Annotated in this window: 14 protein-coding genes; 13 read left to right on the top strand and 1 reads right to left on the bottom strand. The window is 47.1% G+C overall.

Annotation, left to right across the window (positions count from 1 at the left end):
- Positions 1 to 86: 86 nt before the first annotated feature.
- The gene (locus QUA70_RS09645; RefSeq protein WP_333346489.1) at positions 87 to 1,328 is read left to right on the top strand and encodes an exonuclease SbcCD subunit D; all 1,242 of its coding nucleotides are present in this window, start codon (positions 87 to 89) and stop codon (positions 1,326 to 1,328) included.
- An 83-nt stretch (positions 1,329 to 1,411) separates the two neighbouring features.
- On the opposite strand, the gene fmt is transcribed toward QUA70_RS09645, so the two are convergent.
- Entirely contained in the window at positions 1,412 to 2,410 is a 999-nt protein-coding gene (gene fmt, locus QUA70_RS09650) for a methionyl-tRNA formyltransferase (protein WP_333346486.1), read from the bottom strand.
- A gap of 387 nt (positions 2,411 to 2,797) precedes the next feature.
- Here fmt and QUA70_RS09655 point away from each other — a divergent pair, with 387 nt between their 5' ends.
- From QUA70_RS09655 to QUA70_RS09710, 12 genes are all read left to right on the top strand, one after another.
- Complete coding sequence (locus tag QUA70_RS09655) at positions 2,798 to 3,175, top strand: hypothetical protein (protein WP_333346484.1); 378 nt, start codon at positions 2,798 to 2,800, stop codon at positions 3,173 to 3,175.
- Positions 3,176 to 3,222: 47 nt separating this feature from the next.
- Positions 3,223 to 3,747: a hypothetical protein gene (locus QUA70_RS09660; protein ID WP_333346481.1), complete on the top strand. Its 525-nt coding sequence runs from the start codon at positions 3,223 to 3,225 to the stop codon at positions 3,745 to 3,747.
- A gap of 64 nt (positions 3,748 to 3,811) precedes the next feature.
- The gene (locus tag QUA70_RS09665; RefSeq protein WP_333346478.1) at positions 3,812 to 5,152 is read left to right on the top strand and encodes an ABC transporter substrate-binding protein; all 1,341 of its coding nucleotides are present in this window, start codon (positions 3,812 to 3,814) and stop codon (positions 5,150 to 5,152) included.
- Between the two features lie 571 nt (positions 5,153 to 5,723).
- The gene (locus QUA70_RS09670; RefSeq protein WP_333346475.1) at positions 5,724 to 8,237 is read left to right on the top strand and encodes an MASE1 domain-containing protein; all 2,514 of its coding nucleotides are present in this window, start codon (positions 5,724 to 5,726) and stop codon (positions 8,235 to 8,237) included.
- 572 nt (positions 8,238 to 8,809) lie between these two features.
- Positions 8,810 to 12,520: a response regulator gene (locus tag QUA70_RS09675; RefSeq protein ID WP_333346472.1), complete on the top strand. Its 3,711-nt coding sequence runs from the start codon at positions 8,810 to 8,812 to the stop codon at positions 12,518 to 12,520.
- Positions 12,513 to 12,887, top strand: coding sequence for a response regulator (locus QUA70_RS09680; RefSeq protein WP_015177895.1), 375 nt, complete (start codon positions 12,513 to 12,515; stop codon positions 12,885 to 12,887). Before QUA70_RS09675 ends, QUA70_RS09680 begins: the two co-directional genes overlap by 8 nt.
- Complete coding sequence (locus QUA70_RS09685) at positions 12,884 to 13,945, top strand: adenylate/guanylate cyclase domain-containing protein (protein ID WP_333346470.1); 1,062 nt, start codon at positions 12,884 to 12,886, stop codon at positions 13,943 to 13,945. Before QUA70_RS09680 ends, QUA70_RS09685 begins: the two co-directional genes overlap by 4 nt.
- Before the next feature lie 26 nt (positions 13,946 to 13,971).
- Positions 13,972 to 14,490, top strand: a complete 519-nt coding sequence (locus QUA70_RS09690) for a Ycf51 family protein (RefSeq protein ID WP_333346468.1) — start codon at positions 13,972 to 13,974, stop codon at positions 14,488 to 14,490.
- 146 nt (positions 14,491 to 14,636) lie between these two features.
- Positions 14,637 to 15,974, top strand: a complete 1,338-nt coding sequence (locus QUA70_RS09695; protein WP_333346466.1) for an ATP-binding protein — start codon at positions 14,637 to 14,639, stop codon at positions 15,972 to 15,974.
- Positions 15,971 to 18,061, top strand: coding sequence for a tetratricopeptide repeat protein (locus QUA70_RS09700; RefSeq protein WP_333410388.1), 2,091 nt, complete (start codon positions 15,971 to 15,973; stop codon positions 18,059 to 18,061). The genes QUA70_RS09695 and QUA70_RS09700 overlap by 4 nt, the downstream gene beginning before the upstream one ends.
- 147 nt (positions 18,062 to 18,208) lie before the next feature.
- Entirely contained in the window at positions 18,209 to 18,610 is a 402-nt protein-coding gene (locus QUA70_RS09705) for a type II toxin-antitoxin system Phd/YefM family antitoxin (RefSeq protein WP_333346462.1), read from the top strand.
- On the top strand, positions 18,597 to 18,938 hold the full coding sequence (locus QUA70_RS09710; RefSeq protein ID WP_333346460.1) for a type II toxin-antitoxin system PemK/MazF family toxin: 342 nt from the start codon (positions 18,597 to 18,599) through the stop codon (positions 18,936 to 18,938). The genes QUA70_RS09705 and QUA70_RS09710 overlap by 14 nt, the downstream gene beginning before the upstream one ends.
- The last annotated feature ends 179 nt before the right edge of the window (positions 18,939 to 19,117 follow it).

Below are 19,117 nucleotides of genomic sequence, written 5' to 3' on the forward strand. Positions count from 1 at the left end.
GTTCGTAGTCAGGAATGCAAGTCCTTCTTCTGAGGACTTCCGTCCTCACTCCGAACCGAAACGATAGCTAACCAATAGAAAAAACAATGATTAAAATCTTACACCTTTCAGACATTCACATGGGAAGCGGCTTTTCTCACGGCCGCATTAATCCAGAAACCGGTTTAAATACGCGGCTGGAAGACTTCGCGGCGACGCTGAGCAAATGTATGGATAGAGCAATTTCTGAACCCGTAGATTTAGTCATATTCGGCGGCGATGCTTTCCCGGATTCGACGCCTCCACCTTTTGTAAAAGAAGCTTTTGCCCGCCAATTCAGCCGCTTGGTGGACGCGCAAATTCCGACTGTTTTGCTAATAGGAAATCACGACCAACATTCTCAGGGACAGGGTGGCGCGAGTTTGGGTATTTACCGGACTTTGGGTATACCTAAGTTTATTGTAGGCGATCGCCTGGACACTCACCTGATTCAAACCCGCAGCGGGCCCGTACAGGTGGTAACATTACCTTGGTTGACTCGATCGACCTTAATGACACGTACCGAGACTGAAAACCTTTGTGTGGGCGATGTTAACCAATTATTAACCGAAAAACTGACGATCGCCCTAGAAGGAGAAATCCGCCGCCTCGATCCAAACGTCCCCACCGTACTTTTAGCACACTTAATGGCAGATAAAGCGAGTTTGGGTGCAGAGCGTTTTTTAGCAGTTGGAAAAGGCTTTAACATTCCCGTTTCCATGCTAACTCGCCCGTGTTTCGATTACGTTGCTCTCGGCCACGTTCACAAACACCAAAATCTGAATGCTTCTAACAATCCGCCCGTAATTTATCCCGGAAGTATCGAACGAGTTGATTTTAGCGAAGAGAAAGAAGATAAAGGTTTTGTGTTAGTTAATTTGGAACGGGGAAAAGCTGATTGGGAATTTTGCACTTTACCCGTGCGAGTGTTTCAGACTATTAAAGTGAATGTTGCGGAATCGGAAAATCCGCAAGCTGAGCTGGTGAAAGCTATTGGGAAGAAGGAGATCGCAGACGCGGTTGTGAGATTGATCTACCAATTGCGCTCGGAACAATTAGACTTAATTGATAACGCAGAATTGCACGCACTTCTCGGCGAAGCCCACAGCTACACAATTCAACCAGAATTAGTCAGTCAGCTAGCGAGGCCGCGGTTGCCAGAATTGAATGCTAACAATAGTATAGAACCGTTAGACGCTTTGAAAACTTATCTGGCAAGTCGGGAAGATTTGAAAGATGTTGCCGACAGTATGTTAGAGGCGGCGCAGGGTTTGTTGGGCGGCGCGGAGGAAGTTTTGGTCGAATTTTAGTCAAGAATCGCGCATCTAATTACAGGATGATTTTGCTGCCAAATATTGTAGGGTGGGCATCTTGCCCGCCCTAAATATACTATTTAACTCCCAAAAATCTCACCCACCGCCAATCGAGTTCCATTGGCAAAATCCACCCCAGACTGCACCTTTTTCCCCGCCAACTGCACCTCCCGCAACAATAATAAACCATCACCGGTTTGGACGATCGCCCCCAAGCCCTTCACAACCTTGACAACTTCCCCATTTGCGCCCGACAACTCATCCAAAACAGGCCATTCGCGTTCCAAAACTCTCAAATCCGCTGGCATTTGCAGCCAATATTCCGGCCCGACGGGCACAGTAGCTATCACCTTCAGAGAATTGCCACGAAAAGTCGTCGTGCAATCCGGGAAAAAGCCCCTAACTTGATTGTGAAGGTCGATCGCACTTTTCGACCAATCCAGCACATAATCCGCACTCTTAATCATCGGTGCGTAAGTCGCCTCAGCATCATCTTGAACAACAGCTTCAATTTTGTCGTCCCTCAATTTCACCAAAGTTTCCACCAACAAATCGGCCCCAAGTTCCGCCAACCTGTCACCCAAAGAATCAGCATTATCCAACAGCGTAATACCCGCAAAAGCCTTCAACAGCATCCCGCCAGTATCCATACCAGCATCCATCAGCATAGTAGTAATTCCCGTCGCCTTTTCCCCGTCAAAAAGACAGCGCTGAATCGGCGCGGCACCGCGATACTTCGGCAAAATTGAACCGTGAACGTTAACGCAAGCCAAACTAGGAATATCCAGAATTTCTTGAGAAAGAATTTGGCCGTAAGCCACCACCACAAAAAAATCAGCTTCTGCTTCCCGCAATTTGGCAATTGTTTCAGAATCTTTCTTGATTCGCTGCGGCTGCCAAACCGGGAGATGGTGATTTAAAGCCGCCATTCTTACAGGTGAAGGTATCAATTGATTGCCTCTTCCCCGACGTTTATCTGGTTGAGTCACCACAGCCACTACCTCGAATTCGGGATGACTTAGCAGACTGGATAAAGTAGGAACAGCAAATTCGGGAGTGCCAAAAAAAACAATTTTCATAGATTTTTAGTTATTAGTAAGTAGTTATCAGTCATCAGTTAGAGCGTGTAACCGTGATTCCTCTAGATACTGTCTTGCACTGTCAAAACGAGAAATCTACCAATCAACCCGGTTTCTAGCTCCCAATGCGTCTAGGACTCCAATAATGGTAGTTTCCTCCTCGATTATACACTTCGACGATAGTTCCGCCTTGTGCGATCGACAAAAAGGAACTCGATTGATACTCAGGTGCAGCCAGACTCAAACGCTCACAAGCAATGGGTTTGATAGACGCAAAAACCTTTGCATCTATTCTTCCCAAGTTAACTTTAACTGTTCTACATTAGGAATTCTCATCGAATATACCTTTATTACTGCTAATCTCAATCTTATCATATTTCCCCGAACATGGAAAAACCGTCGAATCTCCTGCTTAAACTCAGCCGCAGCTTATTTGCAGACACCGCCGAACAAGAAAAGTTTATTCATGCCGTCACCAATCCCCAAGCTTTTAATCCTGCTATCTTGTGGCGGCAACCCAAACCAACAGACAACCCATTTACTGTCGAAATTCCAGTTTCTTGGCAACCGGAATTTGTAGATAGACTAGCCTTAGAAGGGCAGCCGGGAAAACATTCCTTACATCAAGCAGGACATTACTACTGTCTCGACTTTTCCTCAATCTTCGCCGCCTCCACCTTATTAACAATAACGCAGCCAATCAAACTAATCCTAGATATGTGCGCCGTGCCGAAGGTAAAAGTGTATTTTCCTGGAAAACATTAAACCCACAATTGCTGTGGTGCCACGAAGTCATAGGCAAACGCATGGGAATGCTTATCTCTAATTTAAGACGCTGCCAAATTCAACCATCCGTCGCCACTAACGTCGATTCAAAAATACTTGCCGAGAAGATACCACAAACTGCTAATTTAGTAATAGTAGATGCTCCTTGTACTGGTCAGTCACTCTTACCAAAAGCAGACAAAGCACCCGGATGCTTTCATCATGTCACCATCAACAGCCATGCCAACCGCCAAAAAATAATTTTAGCCAATTCTGCTAAAATTGTAGCGCGGCCAGGTTATCTTGCATACATGACCTGCACTTATTCAACCGCAGAAAATGAAAAAGTCAGCGAATGGCTGTTAAGCAAATTCCCTGCATTTCCGCCAGTCACTGTTCCTCATTTAGAAAAATATCGATCGCACCTGACAGAAATTCCTTGCTATCGGATGTGGCCACAAGATAGACTAGGAGCAGGAGCTTTCACCGTTTTGTTTCAAAACACCTCCGATGGAGAGAGAAATCAACTACCAGCAGATTTTCTAGATTTAGCTCGTTTTACCAACATCTAACTATCCGCGTCCATCCGCGTGCATCTGCGGTTAAAAAAATCTTCTTCCCTGAATCCAATAAAAAATGATTTTATCCCAATTATCCCAAGCAATTAAAATGCCACTAAAACTAGCTGTCTGCATTTTATTTATCTTAAATATCCTAATACTAAGCGGTTGTCAAAACAGCACAACCCCAGCCTCAAAAAACGGCGAGCCGATCGAACTCACACTGTGGCACGGCATCAATCCCCCGCCAAATCGCGACGTATTTCAAACCCTAACAGACCACTTCAACAAAACGCATCCCAACATCCAGATCAAACCAGTTTACATCGGCCAGCCAGACCAACAACTGCCAAAAATATTAACAGCAATAGTTGGAAATGCACCTCCTGATTTGCTTTGGAATGCTGCCACAAGTTCCGGAAAACTAGCAGAACTCAACGCAATTAAGCCCTTAGAAAACTGGCTTGACAAATCGCCCCGGAAAGCCGAAATCTACCCGGCCCTCTTCGAGTCAATGGAACTCGACGGACACACTTGGTCAGTTCCCCTAGCGACAAACAACGTCGCCATCTTTTACCGTCCCAGCTTATTTGCAGCAGCAGGAATCAAAGAAGTGCCCCAGAATTGGGCGCAATTAAAGCAAGTAGCCCGATCGCTCACCCGAGACACCAACGGAGACGGCCGCACAGATCAACACGGCATAGTGCTCCCCCTAGGCAAAGGAGAATGGACAGTATTTACCTGGCTGCCATTCATGTTCAGCGCCGGCGGCGAACTCAAAGGCAAAACACCTCAAAGTCCTGTACCCCAAATAGATAATCCCGGTTCTCGCGCCGCCTTAGAATTGTGGAACGACTTGTTAAAAGAAGGTTCAGCAATATTGTCAGCACCCGAACGCGGTTACGAACTCGACAACTTCATCGCCGGGAAAGTCGCCATGCAAATTACCGGCCCGTGGACGCTAGCACAGTTGCAGCAAAGCGCGATCGACTACGCAGTAATGCCTTTACCGAGCCTCAAACGCCCCGCAGCCGTCGTAGGGGGTGAAAACCTATTTTTAATGAAAACCTCGCCAGAACGAGAGCGAGCAGCCCTAGTATTCTTAGAATACGTTCTAGGTGAAGAATTCCAAACAGCATGGGCATTGGGAACAGGTTATTTACCCATTAACTTAAAATCGAGACAGAGCAAAGCTTATCAAAGCTTTGTGGAAAAAAACCCTGTTTTGCAAGTATTTTTAGAGCAAATGAACTCAGCCAGAGCGCGACCCATTATTTCAGGTTACTCCCGCCTGTCAGAAAACCTCGGTCGTGCCATAGAGGCAACCCTTCTGGGGCGCAACCCCCAAGACGCCCTTAAAGAATCTCAAGAGCGTTTGACACTAACCTTAGATATTGCAACAGCAACAGGGAAATAGAGAAGGGAAAATATTTTTTGTGCTGTAACTTCTCCGCCTTCACTGTATTCGATCGCAATACTTGAAGCCTCGATTGATGGGTTAAAAATCTAGTGAAAATTACTACCGCCTGCACTTCTAATCAGAAACCGTGTTTCTTGCCCCAAACTTACCTAAAAGCAGAGATTTTACGTCGCTGTTATTGATATTTTAGGTATTTTAGGTATTTTAGGTATTATTGAGCATGGTGCAAGATGTTAGGGTGAATTGACTTACGATCGCCCGACACAAAAAGACACCCGCTGTGGCTCGGTAATAAATTTTTAAGAAAAACCAAAAATTTACAAACCAATTGCTTAGCCATTAGAGATATATTTACAAAAAAGCGATACTCCCGAAATTCATGGGCAGATTTGATCGAACAAAAAAACCGAACCCTCAACGGCACCACAAAAAGTTAGCTCAAACGCTTCTCTCACTACCTACCACCCATGACCTACTATCACCTAATAGAAACATTTTCTCTACCCTCTGCCTGTCCCGTGCCACCTACTGAGACCCCAACAACCGTCCACCTTTTCCCCAAACGACCATGCAGACAAAGTTCCTTAACCCAATCAAAGGACATTCCTGGCGGTACTTCCTCGCAGTAGGCGCGATCGCCCTGGTCTACTATTGGGCGTCGCAATTCGCAATTTCCACCCTCACCCTCAGTTCAGAAATTTACCCGATGTGGCCAGCAGCAGGAATTGCCCAAGTCGCCCTGCTGCTGTTTGGGCGGCAACTGTGGCCGGGAATCGCGATCGGAGGCTTCCTGTTCAGCATGAGCGTACCGTCGGCCAACATCGGCACGGCATTGATCTCGGCAGGCGCCAGAACCCTGCAAGCGTGGGCGGGAACTTATCTACTGCAGCGCATTAACTTTAGCGCAGGGCTCGATCGGCTCAAAGACGTTTTAGGAATAGTCGGACTAGCAGCCTTGGGCTCTACTCTAATCAACTCCAGCATCGGCAGCATCCTCGTATGCCTGACCGGTTTATCTAGCTGGAGCAATTTTGGCACGATTTGGGGGACTTGGTGGGTGGGAGACGCTATGGGAATTTTGCTCGTCGCCCCGCTGCTACTGACGTGGCAACAATTGCCCAAAGTCCCCACCCATCGCAAACAGATAGCTGAACGAGCGATTTGGCTGCTGCTGCTACTAGCAGTCGGCTGGCTCGTCTTTTGCTCCCGCACCCGCGCCGCCTACGCCCGCTATCCCCTCGAATACTTACCATTTCCCCTAGTAGTTTGGGCAGCCTTTCGATTCGGTCAGCGCTACACCGCCCTCTCCAACCTCATCCTCTGCGGCTTCGCCATCTGGGGTATAGCCCGAGGCAGCGGCCCCTTCCTCAAACACGCCAGCAGTATCCCCCAAGCGCTGTTATCCCTGCAAGCCTTCATCGCCGTCATCGCCGTCACCGGCTTAGTTTTAGCTGCCACCGTCGCCGAACGCCACCAAGCAGAAGCCTCCCTGCGGGCCAGCGAAGCCAGCCTCGCTAACGCCCAACGCATCGCCCAGCTAGGCAACTGGGACTTAGACCGCAACGCCCAGCAATTGCGATGGTCAGAGGAAATTTACCGCATCCTGGGACAGCAACCGGGAACTTTTGAACCCAGCCTGGAAGCCTTCTTGGAATACGTGCACCCTGAAGACCGAGAATTAGTCAAAACCTCGATCGAAGCCGCTTTATTTCAGCAACAGCCTTACAGCATCGACTACAGACTCATACTCCCCGACGGTAGCAACCGCACAGTCTACGAACAAGCCGCCGTCACCTCCCTCTACATCACCAGCACCGTCCAAGACATCACAGACAGAAAGCAAGCCGAAGCCGCCCTGCGTTCTTCAGAAGAAAGATTTTCCAAGGCCTTTCACGCCTCCCCAGTCGGGATCAGCATCTGCACCCTCACAGACGGATGCTTCCTCGATGCCAACGAAAGCTTTTTGCGCTCATTAGGCTGGCTGCGGCACGAATTTATCGGCCGCACTCCCAGCGACTTAGGAATATTTGTCAATTCAGAAGACGGGGGGCGGCTCGCCCAGATTTTGCAATCACAAAATTCAATCAGCAACCAAGAAATCAAAATTCGCACCAAAGCCGGCGAAGTGCGCGACTGGCTGCTGTCAGTGGAACTCATCCACCTCGGCACCACTCAGTGCGTTTTAATCATGACCACCGACATCACCGAACGCTTGCGTTCCGAAGAATTCCGCCGGGCCGCATTAGCCGCCGAAGCTGCAAATAGATCCAAAAGCATTTTTCTCGCCAACATGAGTCACGAACTCAGAACCCCCCTCAACGCCATCATCGGCTACAGCGAGATCCTGCAAGAAGACGCCCGAGACCTCGGTGCCGAAGAATTCATTGACGACCTCCAGAGAATTAATACCGCCGGCAAGCACCTACTAGACCTGATTAAAGATATTCTCGACTTGACCAAAATTGAAGCAGGCCACATCGACTTCCACCTCGAAACCTTCACCATTTCCACTCTGGTTGAGGAAGTAGTTGCCACGATCGCGCCGATGGCAGACAAAAATAGCAATATCCTAGAAATACAATGCCCCGATGATATTGGCTCGATGCAGACCGACTTGACTAAACTCCGGCAGTCTGTGCTCAACCTCCTCAGCAATGCCTCGAAATTTACTCGCTCCGGCGCGATTACCTTCGCCGTTACCCGATCGGTCGAAATCCCCGCCGACGCTGCCAAGAAAGGCAAAAAACTTGGAGCGTATAGAGGAGGTGGCCAAGCTGAAAATAGCTTGTCTCTTTTATCTTCCGCTCAAGATTGGATCATTTTTACGGTCAAAGATACCGGCATTGGCATGAGTCCCGAACAGTTAGCCAAAATCTTTGAGCCTTTCACCCAAGCCGATTCCTCAACTACTAAGAAGTACGGCGGCACTGGTTTGGGGCTGACGATTACTAAGAAATTCTGCGAAATGATGGGCGGAGACATTACTGCATTCAGCGAGGTGGGCAAAGGTTCTACTTTTACCATTCGGCTGCCAGCTATTTTCACCGACCTTTCAATCTCAACTGAAAAGTCTGACCAATAATATTTTTTTGACAGTTATTTTCGAGACCTGCAAATTTTATTTGCCTCCTCACTTAGCTGATTATTTCGCTAGCAGTTAGGGAAATTTGAAACATAATTTGTCACATTATTAACTCAGTTTTTTTAGTAGGTGTTCGTAATATAGAACTCGAAGATTAGGTGGGGCTATCTAACCCTAATTAAGTTATAAGTAAGTAAGTACGAAAAGTCATGAAATCGTTTCCGCTTGCATTAAAATAAGAATTTTTCCAGTGCAGTGCGAGCGTCCCGCGATCGTTGTTTGGCTGTCACCGAGTTTTTGAGCGTAAGTTCACTTGATAAGATGATATTATTTTTGAGCGTGCTGCCGACATTCAGATCATTGGTTTGTTGACAACCCTTAAAAGTACAGATAATCAATATAATTAGGGCATTTTGAAAAATTTTGGATAGCAGAGCTCCTCCATCGGCTTCTCGATAAAACCTGTGATGCGGGTTCGATCCCCTAATTTTCCCTTAACTGTATAGGTGCGTATATATACTATTAATTAAAAAGATATACTGTAGAAAGTTGCCTACAAAGCGCCAGAAAATATGCACCCCCACCTCCAGCGCCAACTCGAACAGCTCGGTTTAGCCAGCGAGTCTCCCCCTCCCACTGCTGAGCAGTGGCAGCTTTTATTAGAGCAGGTAAGTTGTAGCTATGACCGAGTTCAGAGTCAGCAAGAACTTCAGCAGGAAGATTGTTTTAACTTGGAGATGGTGGCATTAAAGGATTTAACTGACTCGCCCCAGTCCCCTCAAGACTCTCCAACAGCTTCAGAATTCGATCGACTGCGGGGGATTGTCAACAGTTTGGGGGCGGGATTGTGTATCCTTGACGCGAAGGGCTGTGTAATCTCGGTGAATCCAGAGGCAGAACGCTTGCTGGGATGGCGAGAGTCGGAACTAGCAGGCGTTTCCCTGCTAGAGCGCATCGGGAAGCAAAAGAAAGGCAAGAAATCCCCACTTTTGACAGCTCCGAAACAGTCGCTAAGTAAAAGTGAAGATGCGACGATCGCACCTACACTAGATTTACAAGAGGCGATCGCTTCCCGTCAACCTTGCAACAATTGGGACGACGAGTTTTTGTGTCGCGACGGCAAGATTTTACCAGTTTCCTATTTTTTCAATCCTGCAGTTGAGGGCGGCGAAATCTCAGTCTTGGTGTTTTTTGAGATTAGAGAACAACAGCGATCGATCTCGATGCTGCAAGCAGTTCTAGAATCTACAGATGCGGGAATTATAGCGGTTGACAGAAACGGCAATATATGCAATTATAATCAGAAATTTTTAGAGATGTGGGGTTTGTCCGCCAGCAAAGGAAAGTTGAGCCGATCGACCTTTGGCACTGTCAAAAAACCGCTCGAAACAGGATTCCCCTTCGCTAGGGAACAATTAAAAGACCCGCAAAGATTTCTCCAAAAAGTGATCAAAGTGTCGGCCCATCCAGATACTCAAATCCGCGAATTATTAGAATTTAAAGACGGAAAAATTATTGAATTAAATTCCTTGCCGTCAAAAATCGGAGCGAAGACAGTCGGCAGAGTCTGGAGCTTTCGAGATGTTACCGATTGCAAAAAAGTAGAACAATCTTTGCAGTATCGAGTAGAATTCGCTCAGTTGATTGCCAGTTTGTCAACCGATTTTATCAGCCAGCCCTTATCAGAAATAGATAAAAGCATCGATCGCACTCTAGAAGCGATCGCCACCTTCACCGGCTTTAACCGCAGTTACATCTACCTGTTATCAGAAGACAAAACCCGCGCCGACAAAACCTACGAGTGGTGTGTCGGCAGCATTCCGGCAATCAAAGACAGCACCGACAAACAAATAGACATCGCACAAATCCCTTGGATTGCAGAAAAACTCGATCGCGCCGAATGCCTCTATATTCCAGAAATCGGCGAACTCCCGCCCCCAGCGATCGCCGAAATTGCCTATTTTATCGGTCAAAATCAAGCCCAATTCCAGACAGAATCCCCATCCCCAACAGTCAATCAAACAGCAACCGCCTCAATACCTTCGATTGGCGCTTCCCTAAATAATTTAGAATCAAAAAAACAGCTTAAAAATATCCAATCGCTGATAATTATTCCCCTAATTTGTAGTAAAAACCTAGTAGGATTTCTCGGATTCGATGCCTTAAAGCAAACAGCAGATCGAGGAACCGAAATATCCCCACAGCTAAAAATGGTAGGAGAAATGCTCGCCAATGTCCTAGAGCGCAAGCGAGCAGAAGCAGCCTTGAGACAATCCGAAACAAAATACCGCAGCATCTTTGAAAACGCAGTCGAAGGCATATTCCAGACAACACCGACCGGGCACTATCTCAGCGGCAATCGCGCACTAGCCCGAATTTACGGCTACGAATCCTGTTCCCAAATGCTTGCCGAACTCACCGATATCAACCGTCAATTTTACGTTAACCCCAATCGGCGCGCCGAGTTTATGGCCCAATTGGGCGCGCGCCGCCAAGTGTCAAAATTTGAATCCCAAATATACCGCCGAGACGGTAGCACGATCTGGATTTCCGAAAACGCGCGCAGCATCGGCGACGAAAACGGCAGCGTTTTGTACTACGAAGGCACAGTCCAAGACATCACCGATCGCAAACAAGCAGAATCCGCCATGCAGTTGGCCCTAGAAGCAGCAGAATCAGCCAACCGAGCAAAAAGCACATTTCTCGCCAACATGAGCCACGAACTCAGAACCCCCCTCAATGCCATCATCGGCTACAGCGAAATGCTCAAAGAAGAAGCCGAAGAATTGGGCAGTGGCGAATCCGTCCCCGACCTCGAAAAAATTTGCAGCGCCGGCAAACACCTGCTATCCCTGATTGACGACATCCTAGATATTTCTAAAATTGAAGCAGGCCGAATGGATCTCTACTTAGAAACCTTCGACATCCATACCTTAATTGAAAGTGCTGTTGCCACGGCCAGGCCGCTAGTCGAGAAAAACGGTAATACCCTAGAAGTGTACTGTCCAGACAACCTCGACACCATGCACGCGGACATGACCAAAGTGCGGCAAGTGCTGCTGAATTTGCTCAGCAACGCTGCCAAGTTTACCCAAAACGGGAGAATTGCGATCGGAGTGGAAAGAATTAAAAATGAACAATTAAAAATGAAAAATCAAGAGGAATCTTCCCAAATTTTAATTTCCAACTCCGAATTTTTAAGTTTCCGCGTCGCCGACACCGGCATAGGCATGACACAAGAGCAATTGCAGCGAGTTTTCCAACCTTTCACCCAAGCTGATGCCTCGACTACCCGCGAGTACGGTGGCACCGGTTTGGGACTAGCAATCAGCCAGCGCTTCTGTCAGATGATGGGTGGCAGTATTGAGGTCAGCAGCAGCTTGGGTGCAGGCAGCACTTTCACCGTGCTCTTGCCCAGCGCCATCAAACAGCCGGAAATCCCCAACAAAGTCCACGACAGCACTAGCCCTCCGGACGCCCCCGCTGTCGGCACGGTGCTGGTAGTGGACGACGACCCGATCTCGCGGGATTTAATTCAACGCGCCCTCGCTCGCCAAGGACTGCACATAGAAGTCGCCGGCGGCGGCGAGCAAGCTCTCCGGCTCGCTAAGCAACTACGGCCAGACGCCATTACCCTGGACGTGATAATGCCCGGAATGGACGGCTGGGCGGTACTTTCAGCGCTGAAGGCAGATCCTGACCTTGCCGAAATTCCCGTAATCCTGCTATCCTTTGTGGGCAACAAAAGCCTCGGCTTTGCATTGGGTGCCTCGGACTACCTCACCAAACCAGTGGACGGCAAACGGCTGGCTGCTTTGTTGAAGAAGTACCGACGCGACCAAGACGGCGTTGCAAGTAACAATTTGACCTGTCAGATTCTCATTGTGGAAGACGACGTGGCCACGCGCAAAATACTGCGACGCATACTAGAAAGACAAGGCTGGGCAGTAACAGAAGCTGACAGCGGACGCGCTGCTCTCGATCGGCTAAAAGTTGCTCGCCCGCACCTGATATTACTGGATTTGACGCTGCCAGAAATGGATGGTTTTGAGTTGATCGGGGAAATTCGCAAATCGTACTCTGGAGATCCAATACCGATTGTTGTGATCACGGGGAAAGACCTGACACCGGCCGAAAGCCAGCAGCTAAACGGCTACGTGGAGCGGGTGCTACAAAAGGGAGTCTACAGTTGCGATACTTTGTTGCGCGATGTTCGCTCTATAGTCAATGACAGGTTCGATCGCAGGTACGACTCGAAAGGCAAGGAGAACACCAATGGCTAAAATCCTGTTGGTCGAAGATAACGAAATGAACAGGGATATGCTTTCTAGGCGTCTGGCCCGCAAGGGACATGAGGTCTTTATTGCTGTTGACGGTGCTGAGGGAGTGTCCATGGCGCTCGCGAAAGTACCCGATTTGATTCTGATGGATATGAGTCTGCCGGTTCTCGACGGGTGGCAAGCAACGCAGCAAATTAAGGCGGCTCCTGAAACTAGCAGGATTCCGGTGATTGCGCTGACGGCTCACGCAATGGCGGGCGATCGTGAAAAGTGTCTTGCCGCCGGCTGCAACGACTACGACACTAAACCGGTCGAGTTTCCCCGACTTTTGGGTAAAATTGAAACTCTTCTGAAAGAGGCCCTGACATGAAAGGTGATGAGGGCAGCGTACTGGTTGTTGACGACAATGAGGTAAACCGCGATTTGCTCGCCCGCCGACTTCAGCGTCAAGGCCATGTGGTGACTGTTGCTGAAGATGGTCTGCAAGCTCTGGAAATGTTGCGAACAGAGCCTTTTGATTTGGTTCTCCTCGACATTATGATGCCGCAAATGAACGGCTATCAAGTGCTCGAAAGTCTGAAGGCGGATGAAAAGTTGCGCCATATCCCGGTGATTATGATTTCGGCGGTGGACGATATCGACAGTATCGTCCGGTGTATAGAGTTGGGGGCGGAGGATTATCTTTCTAAACCGTTCAATCCGGTATTGCTTAAGGCTCGGATTAGCGCTTGTCTGGAAAAGAAGCGACTGCGGGATAAGGAACAGGCATATTTACATGAGTTGGCGCAGGAAAAGGAAAAGTCCGAGCGTTTGCTGTTAAATATTTTACCGAAGGCGATCGCGCAACGCCTCAAACACGGGGAAAGTACGATCGCAGACAGTTTCGCTGAGGTGACAGTGATGTTTGCCGATTTGGTCGGTTTTACTAAGCTTTCGGCTCATTTATCGCCGGCCCAATTGGTGGAGTTGCTCAACGAGATTTTTTCGGCTTTTGACGAGTTGGCCGAGCGCTACGGACTTGAGAAAATTAAGACGATCGGCGATGCTTATATGGTGGTTGGCGGTTTGCCGACGCCCAGCGACGACCACGCCGAGTCGATCGCCGAAATGGCGCTGGAAATTCAAGCAGCAATGACTAAGATACATACCAAGGGAGGTCAGCCGCTCAGCATTCGCATCGGCATCCACACAGGCCCGGTAGAAGCTGGGGTAATCGGTACTAAAAAATTTACTTACGATTTGTGGGGAGATACGGTAAATACAGCTTCCCGGATGGAATCTCAAGGCGTCCCCGGCAGCATTCAGGTGACAGTTGCTACCTACGAGCGCCTGCGGGATAAGTACGTTTTTGAGGAGCGCGGCGTGATTCCAGTGAAGGGCAAAGGCGATATGATGACTTATCTGCTTATGGGCCGAAACGCCTCATGACTAATGACCAATTACCAACTTGACAAATGAGCGTAAATTCTAACCTTTTAATGTACGCCCAATGGGCGGGAATTCTGACAGTAGCTTTGGCTATTTTAACAGTTATAGCATTTATCTTCAAATGGGGTTTTCGCTTCCGATTGGTAGGAGTGACAAGCTTTATGGGAGTAATTGCTGCGAGTATATTCGGTCTGGGTTTGGGACTGTTTTCCCGCACAGAAATTCCCGGTGCAGTTCGCTATTCTTTAGTTTACGATACAGGCGGCGCTCAAACAGTAGTTACTGTGCCACCTTCGATCACCGAATCCGAATTAGAAGCAACGATGCAGCAAGCGGCTGCGGATTTGTACTCTCCAGGGCGCTCTGGGCGGGGCAGAGACTACATGACAATCCGGGTTCGTACAGTTGTACATCCTGAACCTGGGCTGTCGCAGCCGCTGTTTTTGGGCGAGGTGAGGCGATCGCTCGCGACTCGTTATGATGACAAAATGGCGATCGAAATCTTCCCCGAAAAAGTTGCTATTCTGAAAAAATATCAAGCCTAAAAGTAGTGATTGTTGGGTGCGCCATGTGCACCCAGCCTTTTGCATAGATTCGATCGCTCTTCTTATAATTATCTGCATTTATCCGTGTTCATCTGCCTTAAATCTGCGGTTGAGCCTATAAAAAACCAAAAATACTAAAAAAATTTATGACTCAAAATACAGAAAAACTACTAAAAGACCTCTACAACGCCTTTAACCCATCTTCTCCTTTGCCAGCAGGCGACCCGCAATATGTTGACTGTGGGGAAGTGCGAGGAGATGACAATATTACCCTAGACTTGGGCCTCAACATTGAGCGTTCAGAACCGATGACTTGCCAGTTGTATGCAGGACATCGCGGTGCTGGAAAATCAACCGAATTGCTGCGGCTACAGCAACACTTGAACAACAAAGGTTATTTTGTAGTTTATTTCGCGGCTGACGCGGAAGATATCAATCCCGAAGATACTGAATATACAGATATTTTGCTAGCTTGCACCAGACATTTATTAGAAGCAATTAAAGAGGCTGACTCCAAGCCTTTGCTCAATTGGATGAAAGACCGCTGGGACGATTTAAAAGATTTAGGGCTAACAGAAATATCTTTTGAAAAATTGAGCTTAGAGGCGCAAATTAGTCAGTTTGCCAAGTTGACGGCGAATGTGAGAACTCAACCGAGTCTGCGCCACAAAATCCGAGAAAAAGTTGAACCCCAAACACAAACGCTGATTGATGCGCTAAATGAGTTTATTGGCGACGCTAAAAAAAAGTTGCCCAATAAATATTCGCAACTGGTAGCGATTGCCGATAATTTAGACCGGATTGTGCCATTTTCTGCGGCAGACGCAGGAGGACGCAGCAATCTAGACCAAATTTTCTTAGACCGCAGCGAACAACTCCAAGCTTTAGATTGTCACGTCGTTTACACTGTACCGATTTCCATGGTGCATTCTAACCGCGCTGCTGATTTAAGCGATAAGTACAATACTCCGCAAGTGCTGCCAATGATTCTGGTACAGAATCTAGATGGTAGCGCTCACCAACCGGGACTTGCTAAAATTAAAGAGTTAATTAAGAAGCGGGTGCAAAAAATAGATCCAAATCTATCTTTAGAAACAGGATTGTTTGACACCGAAGAAACCCTAGAACGGCTGTCCTTGATGAGTGGAGGTCACGTTAGGGATTTGATGAAGATGATGCGAGAAGCTGTGAATCAAACACAGAATTTGCCAATTACTGCCAAAGCGGCCCAAAGAGCAATCACCAAAGAGCGGGATGTCTACCGCAGAACTCCCGGAAAAGATGAATGGCAAATTTTAGCCAAAGTATCTCTTTCTCACGAGATAGATAATGACGAACAGCACCGCAATTTGCTATTTAACCGCTGTATTTTGGAATACCGATATTTTGATGATGAAGCAGAAAAGCTGCCTTGGTATGATGTTCACCCACTAATTAAAGGCATTCCGCAATTTAAGGAAGCAATTGCACTAATGCAGCCATGAAACCACAAATAATTGATTGGGACGAAGATTTGCCACCAGCAGAACCGGAGGAAGAATATCTAACTCTGGTACGCACTCTCAAGCGGACAGATGGCTTTAGCTTGTTGTTTGTTGAGTGTTCGCCGGCGCAGGGAGAACGCTGGATTGCTAGAGTTAAAAGAGATATTCCGCAGCAAAAAATTGAGGTTTTGCGGCTGAAGGAATCGGTTTATGATTTTTACAATCTAATTGAAGAGTTGCCAAATCGCGATCGCATCAATGTCCTATTCGTCCAGGGTGTAGAATATTCACTTTATGAATACGAACAAGAGAAAAAAGATATCGGCTGGGAAAGTAAGGATATTTATTCTTACAGTTGGCGGGGAGTGCCACCTGTTTTAATTAATTTAAACCAGCAGCGAGAACGATTTCGAGATAATTTTAAAATCTGTTTTGTTTTTCTGTTGCCTAAGTTTGCTATTGATTATTTTATTCAGCGGGCACCTGATTTCTTTGATTGGCGATCGAGTCTATTTAAGTTGTCGATGGATGAAGAAAGCTTACAAGCAGAATCAAAGCAGGCTTGTTCCGAAAGAGGGAAGCGAGAAGATTATCTAGCTTTGACTCCCCAAGAACGGAAACGGGAATTGGTGAGGATTCAATCTTTAATTGATGAGGATGGGCAAACACCCGAACAACAAGCAGAATTGTTTTATGAACAAGGTTTATTGTATGGCTATGCTGAAGAATATACAAAGGCGAGATCCTCCTTCGACAAAGCCTTAGAAATCAAACCAGATTCATATGAAGCCTGGAACTATCGGGGCAGGGCACTAGGTAATCTAGGAAGATTGGAAGAAGCGATAGCCTCCTTCGACAAAGCCTTAGAATTCAAACCAGATGATCACAAAGCCTGGTACATTCGGGGCATTGCACTGCGTAAATTAGGAAGAATGGAAGAAGCGATAGCCTCCTACAACAAAGCCTTAGAAATCAAACCAGATGATCACGAAGCCTGGTACTATCGGGGCATTGCACTGCGTAATTTAGGCTTATTGGAAGAAGCGATAGCCTCCTACAACAAAGCCTTAGAATTCAAACCAGATCATGACGCAACCTGGTACAATCGGGGCAAGGCACTGGATGATTTAGGCTTATTGGAAGAAGCGATAGCCTCCTTCGACAAAGCTTTAGAATTCAAACCAGATTATGACGCAGCCTGGAACCTTCGGGGCATTGCACTGCGTAACTTAGGAAGATTGGAAGAAGCGATAGCCTCCTTCGACAAAGCCTTAGAATTCAAACCAGATGATGACGCAGCCTGGAGCCTTCGGGGCATTGCACTGCGTAACTTAGGAAGATTGGAAGAAGCGATCGCTTCCTACGACAAAGCCTTAAAAATTAAACCAGATTATCACGTTGCCTGGGACATTCGGGGCATTGCACTGGATGATTTAGGAAGAATGGAAGAAGCGATAGCCTCCTTCGACAAAGCCTTAGAATTCAAACCAGATTATCACGTAGCCTGGTACTATCGGGGCAATGCACTGGGTAATTTAGGAAGATGGGAAGAAGCTATCGCCTCCTACGACAAAGCCTTAGAATTCAAACCAGATTATCACGTAGCCTGGTACACTCGGGGCAATGCACTGGGTAATTTAGGAAGATGGGAAGAAGCGATCGCCTCCTACGACAAAGCCTTAGAATTCAAACCAGATAATCACGCAGCCTGGAACAATCGGGGCTATGCACTGGGTAATTTAGGAAGATGGGAAGAAGCGATCGCCTCCTACGACAAAGCCTTAGAATTCAAACCAGATAATCACGCAGCCTGGAACAATCGGGGCTATGCACTGGGTAATTTAGGAAGATGGGAAGAAGCGATCGCCTCCTACGACAAAGCCTTAGAATTCAAACCAGATGATGACGCAACATTTTATAATAAAGCTTGCTTCTATGCGTTACAGAGTCAAATTGACCAAGCGATCCAGAATTTGCAGCAAGCCATCAATCTGAATCCTGACAAATACCGAGAAATGGCAAAAACTGACTCGGATTTTGACAGCATTCGATCGCATACTCGGTTTCAAGCCTTGATTCAAGAATAGAGATTTGCCCGTGGGCGGGGCGAGTTTATGAGATTGTCGGTTTTAGGCAATTATTGTTGGTAAAACCCGCCCCTACAGCATCAAAAACACTTTTCAACCGAAGCTAGTACACACGATATGATAGAAGAATTAGTAGCGAGGTAAAAGATGACTCAACTAAATGTAACCGTAACCCATGACAGGTTTCCCGAACTCATCGCCCGTGTCGAAGATACTGGAGAACGAATCGTCATAGAACAGGAAGGAAAGGCGATCGCTGCTATCATTACTTATGCAGACCTGAAGCGACTGGAAGCCCTAGAAGCTGCCATAATTAACAAAGCAAAACTAGAAGAATATGAATCGCTAAAAGCTGCGATCCGCAATCCAGCTTTTGATTCTCTGAGAGACTCAGCAGAAGATATCTACACTTTAGCTGATGGCTTGCCATTCCACGACCCTGAATGGGTTAAAACAGTAGCAAGCGAGCCTAAGTTTGGTTCGACCTTGGACTCAGAAGAAGACATTTATACCATAGCTGACGGTAAACTATTCCATGACCAAGGGTAAGATTTTCCTAGTACCGTTTCCCTATGACGATTTATTGGCTAACAAACTGCGTCCAGCAGCTTGTTTGAGTCAGCCTTTGGGATCACGGCGCCATGTGATTCTTGCTTATATTACAAGTCGTTTGCCAACAAATCTACTGGAAACAGATATCGTATTAGAAGCTTCTCATCCCGACTTTGCTGCTTCGGGGCTGCGTGTGCCATCTACTATCAGGCTGCATCAACTTGTAACTGTTTCTACAGTGGTTGTTCAGCGTGAGTTGGGTGAATTGTCACTAGATACACAAGCTCAAATTGCTGAAAAGCTCTGCAATTTGCTAAGTCAGTGATCGCCGATAGGTGAAAATTCTATCAGGACTTAGGCAAATTTTAAATTTTTACACTACCCGTAGTAGTAACATCTGCAATTCACTACAAATAGGGTTGAGGTGTAACCCACATTCCGCAGATGTGTGTGGAATTTTTTATCAGTTGTGAAAAGTTGGAGTCAAAAAGTTTTTCCCTTTAA

Origin of the sequence: Microcoleus sp. LAD1_D5, assembly GCF_036702115.1 — a bacterium.
In the GTDB taxonomy this organism is placed as follows: domain Bacteria; phylum Cyanobacteriota; class Cyanobacteriia; order Cyanobacteriales; family Microcoleaceae; genus Microcoleus.

Excerpts from the sequence above, each read along its gene's own strand:
- QUA70_RS09645 (WP_333346489.1), top strand. The coding sequence starts at position 87 with ATGATTAAAATCTTACACCTTTCAGACATTCACATGGGAAGCGGCTTT.
- fmt (WP_333346486.1), bottom strand. The coding sequence starts at position 2,410 with ATGAAAATTGTTTTTTTTGGCACTCCCGAATTTGCTGTTCCTACTTTA.
- QUA70_RS09655 (WP_333346484.1), top strand. The coding sequence starts at position 2,798 with ATGGAAAAACCGTCGAATCTCCTGCTTAAACTCAGCCGCAGCTTATTT.
- QUA70_RS09660 (WP_333346481.1), top strand. The coding sequence starts at position 3,223 with ATGCTTATCTCTAATTTAAGACGCTGCCAAATTCAACCATCCGTCGCC.
- QUA70_RS09665 (WP_333346478.1), top strand. The coding sequence starts at position 3,812 with ATGATTTTATCCCAATTATCCCAAGCAATTAAAATGCCACTAAAACTA.
- QUA70_RS09670 (WP_333346475.1), top strand. The coding sequence starts at position 5,724 with ATGCAGACAAAGTTCCTTAACCCAATCAAAGGACATTCCTGGCGGTAC.
- QUA70_RS09675 (WP_333346472.1), top strand. The coding sequence starts at position 8,810 with ATGCACCCCCACCTCCAGCGCCAACTCGAACAGCTCGGTTTAGCCAGC.
- QUA70_RS09680 (WP_015177895.1), top strand. The coding sequence starts at position 12,513 with ATGGCTAAAATCCTGTTGGTCGAAGATAACGAAATGAACAGGGATATG.
- QUA70_RS09685 (WP_333346470.1), top strand. The coding sequence starts at position 12,884 with ATGAAAGGTGATGAGGGCAGCGTACTGGTTGTTGACGACAATGAGGTA.
- QUA70_RS09690 (WP_333346468.1), top strand. The coding sequence starts at position 13,972 with ATGAGCGTAAATTCTAACCTTTTAATGTACGCCCAATGGGCGGGAATT.
- QUA70_RS09695 (WP_333346466.1), top strand. The coding sequence starts at position 14,637 with ATGACTCAAAATACAGAAAAACTACTAAAAGACCTCTACAACGCCTTT.
- QUA70_RS09700 (WP_333410388.1), top strand. The coding sequence starts at position 15,971 with ATGAAACCACAAATAATTGATTGGGACGAAGATTTGCCACCAGCAGAA.
- QUA70_RS09705 (WP_333346462.1), top strand. The coding sequence starts at position 18,209 with ATGACTCAACTAAATGTAACCGTAACCCATGACAGGTTTCCCGAACTC.
- QUA70_RS09710 (WP_333346460.1), top strand. The coding sequence starts at position 18,597 with ATGACCAAGGGTAAGATTTTCCTAGTACCGTTTCCCTATGACGATTTA.